Source organism: Streptomyces sp. NPDC048424, from assembly GCF_040651555.1.
Lineage (GTDB): Bacteria > Actinomycetota > Actinomycetes > Streptomycetales > Streptomycetaceae > Streptomyces.
Genome location: NZ_JBEZKE010000048.1, coordinates 23869 through 36494 on the forward strand (window position 1 = coordinate 23869; position 12626 = coordinate 36494).

The 12626-nt window shown below is 72.9% G+C and carries 11 protein-coding genes and 1 pseudogene; 6 read left to right on the plus strand and 6 right to left on the minus strand.

What is annotated here, in order from left to right:
• Positions 1-103 precede the first annotated feature (103 nt).
• The gene (locus AB0D29_RS36400; protein WP_362860135.1) at positions 104-970 is read left to right on the plus strand and encodes a PhzF family phenazine biosynthesis isomerase; all 867 of its coding nucleotides are present in this window, start codon (positions 104-106) and stop codon (positions 968-970) included.
• Positions 971-1077: 107 nt separating this feature from the next.
• The gene (locus AB0D29_RS36405; RefSeq protein ID WP_362860136.1) at positions 1078-1641 is read left to right on the plus strand and encodes a GNAT family N-acetyltransferase; all 564 of its coding nucleotides are present in this window, start codon (positions 1078-1080) and stop codon (positions 1639-1641) included.
• A gap of 4 nt (positions 1642-1645) precedes the next feature.
• Here AB0D29_RS36405 and efeU read toward each other — a convergent pair whose 3' ends face one another.
• The 6 genes from efeU to AB0D29_RS36435 form a co-directional block, all read right to left on the minus strand.
• The gene (efeU, locus tag AB0D29_RS36410; protein WP_362860137.1) at positions 1646-2494 is read right to left on the minus strand and encodes an iron uptake transporter permease EfeU; all 849 of its coding nucleotides are present in this window, start codon (positions 2492-2494) and stop codon (positions 1646-1648) included.
• 34 nt (positions 2495-2528) lie between these two features.
• Positions 2529-3821 carry an iron uptake transporter deferrochelatase/peroxidase subunit gene (efeB, locus tag AB0D29_RS36415; protein ID WP_362860138.1) on the minus strand — a complete coding sequence of 431 codons (1293 nt, stop codon included), beginning with the start codon at positions 3819-3821 and terminating at the stop codon, positions 2529-2531.
• 29 nt (positions 3822-3850) lie between these two features.
• Positions 3851-5005 (minus strand): iron uptake system protein EfeO, encoded by a 1155-nt coding sequence (gene efeO / locus AB0D29_RS36420; RefSeq protein ID WP_362860139.1) that lies wholly within the window; start codon positions 5003-5005, stop codon positions 3851-3853.
• Positions 5006-5231: 226 nt separating this feature from the next.
• Positions 5232-6095 carry a heme ABC transporter ATP-binding protein gene (locus AB0D29_RS36425; RefSeq protein ID WP_362860149.1) on the minus strand — a complete coding sequence of 288 codons (864 nt, stop codon included), beginning with the start codon at positions 6093-6095 and terminating at the stop codon, positions 5232-5234.
• A 44-nt stretch (positions 6096-6139) separates the two neighbouring features.
• Positions 6140-7312: an iron ABC transporter permease gene (locus tag AB0D29_RS36430; RefSeq protein WP_362860140.1), complete on the minus strand. Its 1173-nt coding sequence runs from the start codon at positions 7310-7312 to the stop codon at positions 6140-6142.
• Positions 7313-7370: 58 nt separating this feature from the next.
• Positions 7371-8387 carry an ABC transporter substrate-binding protein gene (locus AB0D29_RS36435; protein ID WP_362860141.1) on the minus strand — a complete coding sequence of 339 codons (1017 nt, stop codon included), beginning with the start codon at positions 8385-8387 and terminating at the stop codon, positions 7371-7373.
• Positions 8388-8503: 116 nt separating this feature from the next.
• Here AB0D29_RS36435 and AB0D29_RS36440 point away from each other — a divergent pair, with 116 nt between their 5' ends.
• The 4 genes and pseudogenes from AB0D29_RS36440 to AB0D29_RS36455 form a co-directional block, all read left to right on the plus strand.
• Positions 8504-9880: an HtaA domain-containing protein gene (locus AB0D29_RS36440; RefSeq protein ID WP_362860142.1), complete on the plus strand. Its 1377-nt coding sequence runs from the start codon at positions 8504-8506 to the stop codon at positions 9878-9880.
• Positions 9881-9929: 49 nt separating this feature from the next.
• The gene (locus tag AB0D29_RS36445; RefSeq protein ID WP_362860143.1) at positions 9930-11363 is read left to right on the plus strand and encodes an HtaA domain-containing protein; all 1434 of its coding nucleotides are present in this window, start codon (positions 9930-9932) and stop codon (positions 11361-11363) included.
• Between the two features lie 19 nt (positions 11364-11382).
• Positions 11383-12066: a PhzF family phenazine biosynthesis protein gene (locus AB0D29_RS36450; protein ID WP_362860144.1), complete on the plus strand. Its 684-nt coding sequence runs from the start codon at positions 11383-11385 to the stop codon at positions 12064-12066.
• Positions 12067-12533: 467 nt separating this feature from the next.
• A pseudogene (locus AB0D29_RS36455) lies at positions 12534-12626 on the plus strand (rhomboid family intramembrane serine protease); the annotation flags it as partial.

Consider the following 12626-nt stretch of genomic DNA (forward strand, 5'->3'; position numbering starts at 1 on the left):
GTGCCGTGTGCCGGTCGTTCCGCTCGTACCCAGCCGGGTGCCGTCCACTCCGCCCGGCACGAAAGGCCTGGACCCGCACGGCGCTCCGGACGATCATGGCCGCATGACCGTTACCGAGGTACTGCGCTACACGGCCTTCTCCCACGACCCCGACGGCGGCAACCCCGCCGGGGTCGTGCTCGACGCGGCCGGGCTGGACGACGCCGCGATGCTCGCGATCGCCGCCCGCCTGGGGTACAGCGAGACCGCCTTCCTGACCGCACCGCCCGAGGGGCTCGGCGGACCGGCGGGCCGGTCCTTCACCGCGCGGTACTTCAGCCCGAAGGCGGAGGTCCCCTTCTGCGGGCACGCCACCGTGGCCACGGCCGTGGCGCTGGCCGAGCGGATCGGTCCGGGGGAACTGCTCCTCGCGACGCGGGCGGGCACCGTGCCGGTGTCCGTCACCGCCGAGGACGGCGGGCGGCTGCGGGCCACGCTGACCAGCGTCGAGCCGCACATCGAGGAGATCGGCGCGGCCGACCTCGCCGAGGCGCTGGCCGCGCTGGACTGGCTGGTGGGGGACCTGGACCCGGCGTTCCCGCCCCGGATCGCCTACGCCGGAGCCCGCCACCTGGTGCTCGGCGCCGCCACCCGGGCCCGGCTCGCGGACCTCGCGTACGACTTCGCCCGGCTGGAGGCCCTGATGCGGAGCCTGGACCTGACGACGGTTCAGCTGGTGCACCGGACGGGACCCGCGGAGTTCCACGTACGGGACCCCTTCCCGGTCGGCGGCGTCGTCGAGGACCCCGCCACGGGAGCCGCCGCGGCCGCCTTCGGTGCGTACGCGCGGGAGCTCGGCCTGGTCCCGGCGGACGCCGTGCTCACCCTCCACCAGGGCGAGGACATGGGCCGCCCGGGGGTCCTCACGGTGGAACTCCGCGCCGGTGACCCCCGGGTCAGGGTCGGCGGCGAGGGCGTCCGCCTCCCGTGACCGCGGACATCGTCCCCGCTTCCTGGGGCTCCGCCCCGGACCCCGCGCCTCAAACTCCCCCAGCTATCGCTGGGAGGTGCCCCCAGGCGGGGCTGGATTTCACGAGGGTGGTCGGATGCGCAGAGGCGGAGCTGCCCGCAGGGCTGCGGCGGGGGGTCGCGGAGTTGGAGGGCGCGGCCTGGCCGGGGGCCGAGCCCGGGCACGATCCGGCCCTGGCTCCGCGGGTCCTGCTCCTGCTGGCCGCGGACGGCACCGTGGCCGCCTCGCTGGCGCTGCTGTTCAAGGAGATCCGGCTCGCGGGGCGGAGCTACCGGGCGGCCGGGCTGAGCGCGGTCGTGACCCGGCCCGAGCTGCGCGGCCGGGGGTGCGGGGCGCGGCTGGTGGCGGCGGCCCGCGCCGAGCTCGCGGCGGACCGGGGCGTGGACCTGGCGCTGTTCAGCTGCGACCGCCCGCTGGCCCCGTTCTACGAGGCGGCCGGCTTCGCGCAGCTGCCCGGCACGGTGCTGGTGGGCGGCGCCCCCGACGACCCGGAGCCGCTCGCCACCGACGCCCCCGGCTTCGACAAGGTGGTGCTGGCGGATTTCTTCACGGCCGAGCCGGGACGCGACCGCGCGGCTTTCACCGGCGTCCGCGTCCTGCTCCACCCCGGGCACATCGACCGGCTGTGGTGAGCGGTCAGCTCGCGGGTGCGGCGTCCGCGGGCTGCGGCTTCGGGCTCGCCGGGCGGCTGCGGTCGAGGAAGAACAGCAGCAGTACGGGGACCAGGTACAGCGCCCACACCGTGAGCTGCAGGACGGTCGGGTCAGGCTGGAAGTTGAAGACGCCCTTGAGCAGCGTCCCGTACCAGCTGTCCGGCGGGATCGTCGCGGAGATGTCGAAGGCCTTGTCGCCCAGGCCGCCCAGGAAGCGGGCCTCCTGCAGGTCGTGGACCCCGTACGCGAGCACGCCCGCGGCCACGACCACCAGCATGGCGCCGGTCCACTTGAAGAACTTCGCCAGATTGATCTTCAGGGCGCCCCGGTAGAACAGCCAGCCCAGCACGATCGCCGTGGCGATGCCCAGCAGCACGCCGATCAGCGGGGCCGAGGAGCCCTCGCCGCTGGCCCGTACCGACGCCCACACGAACAGCGCGGTCTCCAGGCCCTCGCGGCCGACGGCCAGGAAGGCGGTGGCGACCAGCGCGCCGGTGCCCATGGCCAGCGCCGCGTCGAGCTTGCCGTGCAGCTCGGCCTTCAGATGCCGCGCGGTGCGCTTCATCCAGAAGACCATCCACGTCACCAGGCCCACCGAGATGATGGACAGGCTGCCGCCGAGGAGCTCCTGCGCCTCGAAGGTCAGCTCCTGGGTGCCGAATTCGAGCATCGCGCCGAAGGTGAGCGAGAGCGCGCAGGCGATCCCGATGCCGATCCACACGGGACGCAGGGCGTCCCGGCGCTCGGTCTTCACCAGGTACGCGACGAGGATGCAGACGACCAGGCTGGCTTCCAGCCCCTCGCGCAGGCCGATCAGATAGTTGCCGAACACGGCGGTGGTTCCTCTCCAGGCTCTACGACGGGCACTACGCGAACAGCGTCCGGCCCCACCAGTCGTCCTTGTCGCGGACGCCCGGCGGGACGGCGAAGACGGCCGAACCCACGTGCTGGATGTATTCGTTGAGGACGTCGGACTTCGCCAGGTTCCGCTGGATCGGGACGAAGCCCTTGCGCACGTCGCGCTGGTAGGCGAGGAAGAACAGGCCCGCGTCGAGGCGGCCCAGACCGTCCGTGCCGTCGGTGAACGAGTAGCCGCGGCGCAGGATCGTCGCACCGTTGTTGGTGTCGGGGTGCGCCAGGCGGACGTGCGCCTCCGGCTTCATCGCCTTCAGGAAGGGCTCGTCGCGCTCCTTGGACTTGCCGACGGGGGCGCCCTCGCCCTTGTCGCGGCCGAAGATGTCCTCCTGCTCCTGCAGGGGGGTGCGGTCCCAGATCTCGATGTTCATCCGGATCCGCCGGGCCACCAGGTAGGAGCCGCCGGTCAGCCAGTCGCTGCCGTCGCCCGCGTCGACCCACACGTGCTTGTCCAGGGCCTCCTTGTCGGTGCCCGAGATGTTCCGGGTGCCGTCCTTGAAGCCCATCATGTTGCGCGGGGTCTGCTCGTCGGGCGTGGTCGACGAGGTCTTGCCGAAGCCCAGCTGGGACCAGCGCACCGCGGTCTTGCCGAAGCCGATGCGGGCGAGCTGGCGGATGGCGTGCACGGCGACCTGCGGGTCGTCGGCGCACGCCTGGACGCACAGGTCGCCGCCGGAGCGGGCCGGGTCCAGGTTGTCGCCGGGGAACAGCTCCAGGTCGATCAGCGCCTCGGGGCGCTTGCCCTCCAGGCCGAACCGGTTCTTGGCGAACAGGCCCGGCCCGAAGCCGATGGTCAGGGTGAGGCGGGAGGCCTTCAGGCCCAGCGCCTCGCCCGTGTCGTCCGGCGGGGCCTCCGGGAGGCCGCCGAAGCCGCCCTCGCCGACCGGCTGGCCGGCCGTCATGCGGCGGGCCGCCTCGGTCCACTCCTTGAGGAGCTGGACCAGCTCCTCGCGGCTCTTCGTCTTCACGTCGAAGGCCGCGAAGTGCAGGCGGTCCTGCACGGCGGTCGCGATGCCGGCCTGGTGCTCGCCGTGGAAGGGCACGGCACCGCCGGCCGCCGCGGCCGAGACCATGTCCGACCCGTCGCCGAAGGCCGCCACCGCACCGCCGGCCGCGGCGGCGCCGAGCGCGAGCCCGGCTCCGCCCCAGCCCAGGACGGCGCGCCGCGAGGGCGGGGCCGGGGACTCGCCGACCGCCTGCTGCGGCTGCGCCGCCGGCTCCGACTGCGACTGCGACTCGGTCATGGTGCTCTCCCGCCTGCCTCGTTCTGCCGTTACTTCGTGACCGCTGCGGCGAGCTTGGAGAGCGGCTCACCGAGGGCGCTGACCGCGTCGGAGAGCTCCTTCTTGTCCGCATCGCCGAGCTTGTCGTACGAGGTGAACTCGTAGGACGCCTTGTCCGTGCGGTACTTGTCCAGCAGCACCGTCATCGCCGCGAACTGGGTGTCCAGCTGCTTGGCGAGCTCCGGGTCGTTCTTGGCGGCGAGCGGCTTCAGCAGCTCGTACGCCTTCTGCGCGCCCTCGATGTTGGCCTTGAAGTCGACCAGGTCGGTGCGGGAGTAACGCTCCTCCTCGCCCGTGACCTTGCCGGTGGCGACCTCGTCGAGGAGCTCCTTGGCGCCGTTGGCCATCGAGCTGGTGGTGATCTCCGCCGTGCCGACCTTCTTCTGCCAGTCGGCCAGGTCCGCCATCAGGGTGTCGGCGAGCTTCTTCTCGTCATCGCCGATCTTGTTGTCGGCCCACAGGGACTTCTCCAGGCGGTGCCAGCCGGTCCAGTCCTTCGCCGGGTCCTGGCCGGCCTCCAGGCCGTCCTCGCGGACGTCGACCTTCGGGTCGATGTCACCGAAGGACTCGGCGACCGGCTCGGTGCGCTCCCAGCCGATGCGGGAGGCGGCGTACAGCTTCTTCGCGCCCTCGATGTCGCCGGCCTTGACCGCGTCGGCGAAGGCCTGCGCCTTGGGGAGGGTCTCCTCGGCCTGCGCGACCACGTAGGCGCGGTAGGCGGCGACCGCGGCGTCCGCCTCGGGGCTGCGCTTCTCCTCGCCGGCGCCCTTGCCGGTGGCCTTGACCTTCTTGGCGATGCCGTCGCCCTTCATGCCGGGCTTGCAGACGATCTCGTAGTCGCCCGCCTTGATCTCGGCGGTGATGGAGGCCTTGGTGCCGGGGCCGATGTTCTCGCGCTCGGTGACGATGCGGGCGTCCGGGAAGAGGACGTAGACCTCGGTGACCTTCGAGCCCTTGTTCTCGACGTCGATCTGCACCTTGCCGGACGGGAACTCCGTCTTCGACACGTCGCAGGCGCTGTCGGAGGCCGCGACCTTGATCACGTCGTCGCCACCCGTGTCGCTCTTCTGGGAGCAGCCGGTGACGGCGGTCAGGGCCGCCGCGACGGAGGCGGCGGCGATGACGGTGAGGCGGGCGGGGCGCATAGGGGGCTCCTGGGCGTCGGGCGAGTGGGCCGTCCCAAGGGGGAGAGGCCAGTGAGGCGGACCTAACTTAACCGAGGCTTACCTGAGCCATACCCACGCGTCCAGTGATTCAGCTCTCACCTCTTCGCGGGGTGCGGCGGCCGGACACGGACCCGTCACGGACCCTCCATGACAGCCCCATGGCAAGGTCAAGCCGCGGTCAAGTCGGAGAGGGCCCGGGCCCGGCTCAGGCCGGCTGTTCCTTCCGCACCGCGGAAGGCTCGGCCGTACGTACGGGAACCACCAGCGGGGCCCCGGTGCGCGGGTGGGGGAGCACCTCCACCGGCTGCCGGTAGACCCGGCTGAGCAAGGCGTCCTCGAACACCTCGGCGGGCGGTCCGGCCGCGGCGATCCGGCCGTCGTGCAGGACGGCGGCCCGGTCCGCGTAGGCGGCGGCCAGGCCCAGGTCGTGCAGGACGACGACCACCGCGTCCCCGGCCGCGGCCCGCTCCCGACATATGCGGAGCACGAGCTCCTGGTGGCGCAGGTCGAGGGCGGCGGTGGGTTCGTCGAGCAGCAGCAGCGGGGCCCGCTGGGCCAGTACGCGGGCCAGTGCGACCCGGGCCCGCTCGCCGCCGGAGAGGGCGGAGAAGGGGCGGGCGGCGAAGTCCGTCACCTCGGTGGCGGCCATGGCGGTGGCCACCGCCTCCTCGTCGGCGTCGGCGAGGTGGGTGCCGACCCAGGGGGCGCGGCCCATCCGGACCACGTCCTCCACCGGAAAGGGGAAGGACAGTGCGGCCGACTGGGGGAGTACGGAGCGGCGCAGCGCGAGGTCCGGGGCGCTCCAGTCGCCCACCGGGCGGCCGTCGATCCGGACCTCTCCGGAGGTGGCGGGCAGGTCGGCGGCGAGTGCGGCCAGCAGGGTGGACTTGCCGGCGCCGTTGGGGCCGACGAGCGCCAGTACCTCGCCGGAGCGGGCGATCAGGTCGATGCCCGCGAGGACCTCGCGCGCGCCGAGGCGGACGTGCAGGTCCACGATCTCGGCGAGGGGCGTGCCGGGGGTGGGGCGGGACGGGAGGGTGCGCCTGTTCCGGGCGAGCAGCCCGGCCAGTCTGCCGGTCAGGTTGCTGGTCGCGCTGCTGGTCGCGCTGCTGGTCACGCCCAGCCTCCTTGCTTGCGGCGGGTGCGGCGCAGCAGCCAGAAGAAGAAGGGGCTGCCGATCAGGGCGGTCAGCACACCGAGCGGCAGCTCGGCGGGCTGGGCGAGGGTCCGGGCGGCGAGGTCGCCCGCGACGAGGACCACGGCTCCGGCGAGCGCGCTGCCGGGGACCAGGAAGCGGTGGCCGGGACCGTTGGCCATGCGCAGCAGGTGCGGGACGAGGAGGCCGATGAAGGTGATGACCCCGGCGACGGCCACGGCGGCGGCGGTCAGCAGGGCGACGACCAGGATCAGGGACAGGCGCAGCCGTTCGACCTCGATGCCGAGGTGGCGGGCCGGGCGTTCGCCGAGGGACAGCAGGTCGAGGCGGCGGGCGTAGAAGGGGGCGATCAGCAGGCCGGCGAGGGCGCAGGGCAGGACGGCGAGCACCTTGGGCCAGGTGGCCTGGGCGAGGGAGCCGAGCTGCCAGAAGGTGATCTGGTTGACCTGGCCGCTGTCCGCGAAGAAGACGAACAGGCCGATGAGGGCGCCGGCGAAGGCGTTGACGGCGATGCCGGTCAGGATGAGCGTGACGACCTCGGTCTTCCCGCCGTTGCGGGAGAGGAGGTAGACGGAGCTGACGGTGATCAGGCCCGCGACGAACGCGCAGACGGTGATCGTCCAGTTGCCGAAGAAGCTGAGGCCGAGGCCGATGGCGGCGACCGCGCCGACGGCGGCGCCGGCCGAGATCCCGATCACGCCGGGCTCGGCGAGGGGGTTGCCGAAGACGCCCTGCATGAGCGCGCCGGCGCAGCCGAGGCTGGCGCCGACGAGCAGCGCGAGGACGACGCGGGGGAGGCGTACGTTCCACAGCACGCTCTCGCCGACCCGGTCGAGGGGGGCGCCGCCGAGGCCCATGCGGTGCTGGACGGAGGCGAGTACGTCGGGAGTGGGGATGCGGTAGGCGCCGGTGCCGGCGGAGACGAGGGCGAGGAGGAGCAGGGTCGTGACGAGCGCGGCGGTGAGGACCAGGGCCCGTTGGCTGCGCCGCTTGGCGGGGGTCGCACCTGGCGGGGTGGTTCCGCCGGGGCCGGGCGCGCGCCGGGGCGTCTCCTCGGACGCCGAACGTGGCGGGGGGTCGGAGAGCGGAGCCCCGTTGCGTTCGGCGCCCTGCGGGGATCGCCCCGACACACACCCGTCCCCGTCGGAACCGGTGGTGGTGCGGCGCGTGGGTTCGTAGAGGGGCACTTCAGGCGGCCTTGCCGTAGAGCTGGGTGACCAGGGAGGTCAGCACCTGGTCGGTGCGGGGGCCGTAGTTGAGGAGGACGCCGTCGTCGACGGTGACCACGCGGCGGTCCATGCCGGCCGGGGTCTGGGCGACGCCCGGGATCTTGACCAGGCCGTCGATGCCGCCGACCGATTCGAGGCCCTTGGACATGACCAGGATCGCGTCGGGGGCGGCGGCCGCCAGGGCCTCGCTGGTGATCGGGGTGAAGTCCTTGCCGAGCCCGGACTCCTTGCCGGTGTCGACCGCGCCGGCCGCCTCCAGCAGGGAGGCCGCGCCGGAGTCCGAGCCGCCCAGCAGGTAGACGGAGGCGGTGCCGCGGAGGTAGAGGAAGGCGACGCGGGGCTTCTTGCCGGAAGCGGCCGGAATGTCCTTGCGGGCCGCGGCGATCCGGTCCGCGGTGCGCTGGTTCAGCCGGGTGCCCGCGTCCTTGACGCCCAGGGCGGTGGCGACCGTGTCGATGCGCTTCGGTACGTCGTCCAGGGACTTGGCCGGGGCGACGACGAGGACGGGGATGCCCGCGTCGCGGATCTGCTGGATCGCTTCCGCGGGGCCGCTGGTGGTCTCCGCCATGACGAGGGTCGGGCGCAGCGACAGGACGCTCTCGGCGGAGACGTCGTGGCCACGTGTCACCACCGGCAGGTCGGCGGCCTGTTCGAAGGTGGCGGTGATGTCCCGGGCGACGACCTGCTTGCCGAGGCCCAGGGTGTGGACGATCTCGTTGAGGCTGCCGGTCAGCGGGACGACGCGGTCCGCGGAGGCGATGGTGACCTGGGCGCCGTCGGCCGAGGGCACCGTCACCGGCAGTGCGGGCTGCGGTGCCGGAGCGAGTGGTTCCACCCGGTCCGGAACGGCGGCTGCGGTGGGGGCGGATGAGCCCGGGGTGGTGGCCGTACCTCCGCAGCCCGTCAGCGCGAGTGCCAGTGCTGCCACGGCAAGTGCGAGACGGGGAATGCGGTGTGACGCGGCGGGCGTAGGCACGAAGGCACCGTCCTGATCGTCCGACTGAGGTTCTGGAGACCGGGGGGTTACGAACCCGGCCGTGCGTAGCTTAGGTTAGCCTAACCTTGCTTAGCCAGACCCAGGAGGGGACGTTCATGTCCGCTAGACCCGTCCGCGCGTTCGCCGTCACGCTGTTGGCGGCCCTGCTGGGAGTCCTGCTCCCGGCCACCGCAGCCCGGGCGGGCACCGTGCAGGGGGGTCGCCTCGACTGGGGTATCAAATCGTCTTTCCAGAGTTATGTCACCGGTCCGATCGCAAAAGGCAGTTTCAAGCTGAAGAGCGGGGCCGCCACGGTCGGCGGCAGTCTGTTCCGTTTCCACTCGGCGGCCGGCTCCTACGACCCGGCGTCCGGCACCTTCGAGGCCTCCTACTCGGGCGGGGTGACCTTCCAGGGACACCAGAAGCCCGACGGGGTCCACGAGCTGGACATGACCGTCAGCCGCCCCACCGTCAAGATCAGCGGCGGTAGCGGCACCCTGTACGTGGACGTCTCCAGCAAGGCCAAGGACACCGGCGCGGTCACCAACCAGTCCCAGGTGCCCTTCGCCACGCTCGGCCTCGGCGGCATCAACATGAAGGGCGGCGCCAGCCCGCTGACCCTCACCAACGTCCCGGCCACCCTCACCACGCAGGGCGCCCAGGCCTTCGCCGGCTACTACGCGGCCGGCACGCAGCTCGACCCCGTCTCGCTCTCCGCCGACGTCAAGTCCGCACCGGCCGCGGAGCCCTCGCCGTCGGCGACCCCGCAGCCGGGCGCCACGGAGCAGACCCCGCAGGCGCAGGGCGCCTTCGCCGACGCCGCCGTCGACTGGGGGGTGCGCCGCACCTTCCGCGAGTACGTCACCGGTTCGGTCGGCCAGGGCAAGTGGACCCTCGCCGAGGGCGCCCAGGACGGCGGCGCGCTGTTCCGCTTCCCGCAGGGCAAGGGCGCGTACGACGGCGGGAAAGGCACCCTTGACGCGGCTTTCGCCGGCACCGTCCAGTTCACCGGCGCCCATCTGGACCTCAAGCTCGGCAAGGTGAGCGTCAAGGTGGAGAACGGCAAGGGCGTGCTGTCCGCGGACGTGACCACCGGCAGCGAGACGAAGAGCGCCGTCCCACTGGTGGAGTTCGACGCCAAGGGGCTGAAGACCGAGGGCGGGCTGGCCACGCTGACCGAAGCCCCGGCCGTCCTCACCGAGGGCGGATCGCAGGCCTTCAACTCCATGTACAAGGCCGGCACCGAGATGGACCCCGTCTCGCTCGCCGTCGCCCTCGACGCCACCGCGAAGCTGCCGGCCCTGCCCGACCTGGGCTCCACGGCCTCGCCCGCGCCCGCCCCGACGGCCGCCGAACCCGCTCCCGCCGCGAAGGCCGCGCAGTCCTCCGACACCGGGCTGTTCATCGCCCTGGCCGTGGCCGTACTGGTCCTGGCGGGCGGCGCCGCCTTCCTGGTGGTCCGCAAGCGGCGTACGGCCGCCCCCGCCGAGTAGCCCCCCTCCTCCTTTCCCCTTCCTTCTTGTCCCCCGGGAGTTCCCAGCCATGTCGTCCATCCGCCGCCCGATATCCCTCGCGGCCGCCGTCCTCACCGCCGCCGCGCTCGGCACCACCGCCCTCGTCCTGCCCGCCCAGGCGGCCGGAGGGCCCCCGACCCAGCCGATGGAGATCACCGGCGGCTCCCTCGACTGGGGCGTGCTCGCGAGCTACCGGGCCTACGTGACCGGCATGGCCAAGGGCACCATCACCGTGGCGGACGGCGCCAAGCAGAACGAGGACGGCACGCTGCACTTCGCCGAGCCGACAGGCCAGTACGACCCGGCCGGCGGCCACGTGGTGAAGGCGGCCTTCAAGGGCAGCGTCACCTTCTCCTCGCCCGCCCCGCCGACCGGCCACGGATTCGAGGTCAAGCTCTCGGACTTCCGTATCGACACCGGGACCAAGAACCTCACCGCTGACGTCACCAAGTCCGGCGCGACGACCCAGGACGTGCCGCTGGCCAAGGTGGCCTTCGCCGGCCAGGCGATGACCAACTTGGCGACCACGCTCACCAAGGAGGCGGCCGACGCGCTCGGTTCGCCGGGCTACGAGAACAAAGCGGGCGACCCGCTCACCGCCAAGCTGGAGTTCAAGCAGCCCACCCCGGACCCCGAGCCCACCCCGCCGAAGCCCACCCCCACGAAGCCCACGCCCACCGCCCCGCAGCCCACCGCTCCGGCCGACGGCGTGCAGAAGGTCCTCAGCGGCAAGCTGACGTGGGGCGTGAAGGAGTCCTTCCGCAAGTACGTCCTGGCCGCCGGCTCGATCACCCCGGCCGGCGGGGCCGCCAAGAACGGCGACCTCTTCGACTTCGCCTTCGGCAAGGGCGAGCTGGACGTCAAGAAGCAGAAGCTGAACGCCTCCTTCGAGGGCAACCTCCGCTTCCAGTACGCGGCCCACGGCATCGACATGACCTTCGCCAACCCCCGCCTCGACGCCACCGGCAAGACCGGCACCCTGTACCTGGACGTCAAGAACGCCTCCGGCAGCAAGACGGCCGTCCCCTTCGCCACGCTCGACCTGTCGAAGACCGACTACAAGACCAAGAACGGCGTGCTCGCGCTGAACGCCGTCCCGGCCGCCTTCACCGCCGAGGGCGCGGCGGCCTTCGCCAACGACACCACCGGCTCCATGTACAAGGCGGGCGACGCGATCGACCCGCTCACCCTCTCCGTGGCCGTGGACAAGGACGCCACCCTGCCCACGACCACGGGCGGCACCACCGGCGGCACGGGCGGTACGGGCGGCACCACCGGGGGCACCGGCGGTACGGGTGGCACGGGCGCCAGCGTGGGCGGCGGCGGCTCCGTCGGCGGCAACCTCGCCAACACCGGCGCCGAGATCCCCGCCGCGGCCCTGCTCACCACCTCCGGCGCGGTGATCGCGGCCGGCGCGGGCGCGCTGTTCCTCGCGCGCAGGCGGCGTACGGCCCAGGTCTGAGCCGTGCTTGAATTCCCGCGTGAACGATCTCGACGTGCTGAAGGTCTTCTGCGCGGGTGACGGCCGGTACGGCAACCTGCTCGGCGTCGTACGCGACGGCCGGACCTGCCCCGACGACGCGTCGCGGCAGGCGCTGGCCGCCGAACTCGGCTACAGCGAGACGGTGTTCGTCGACGACCCCGAGCGCGGCGTCGTAGACATCCGCACCCCCGGCACGCGGATGTCCTTCGCCGGGCATCCGCTGGTCGGGGTCGCGTGGCTGCTCGACATCGAGGAGCTCCAGCCGCCCGCCGGATCCGTATGGGCCCGCGACGACGGGGAGTTCACCTGGATCACCGCCCGCGCCGAGTGGGTCGAGGGCAAGCGCACCGAGCAGTACGGATCCGTCGCCGAGGTCGAGGCGCTCCCGGCCCCGCCGCCGGGCGAGGGCTGGCTGTACGCCTGGGCCTGGGAGGACGAGACCGCGGGCCGCGTGCGGGCCCGCGGCTTCCCGCGCCGGCCCGACGGGATCATCGCCGAGGACGAGGCCACCGGCTCGGCGGCGATCCTGCTGACGGCCCAGCTCAACCGCGCCCTGAACATCACCCAGGGCGCCGGCTCCCAGATCCTCACCGCCCCCGGCCCCGACGGCACCGTCGAGATCGGCGGCCGCGTCCGCTTCGACCGCCACCCGGACCGGCACGCCGTCCGGCCACAGCACTAGTGCTGTGGCCGGAAAGGTTTGCCGGGGCGCGGTGTCCGGTGCGGTGCATCGCAAGGCGGAGGGCCACGTCTCGTACTGGACGTACTCGCGTGGTCCGACAACGCCGCGAGGTGCCGTGCAGGGCGCCGCGACCCGGTGAGCCTTTCCGGTCACAGCACTAGGTATCCCGCACGGCGGAAGTGAGTACGCGGGCGCTGCCGCGGCCGCCGGCCGGCGCGGTGCAATGGCGTCATGACGAAGATCTCGACGCCCCTGAACCCCGACGAGCGGCGGCGGTGGCTGTCGGTGGCGGCGCTCTTCACCGTGCTGGCCCCGGCGGCCGCGTGGCTCGGCCAGGCGACCTCGTACCTGCCCCGTCTCGGGGGCCCCTACGACCTGTTCTACGTCGTCCCCCTGGCGCTGGTGGCCGCCGCCTGGATCCCGCCGCGGACCGACGCGCAGCGCAGGAGGCGCTTCGCGGCGGGGACCACCGGCTGCCGACCTCGGTGTTCCTGCACACCGAGCTGTGGCACATCGCAGGCAACATGATCGGCCTGTGGGTCATCGGCGGCCCGCTGGAG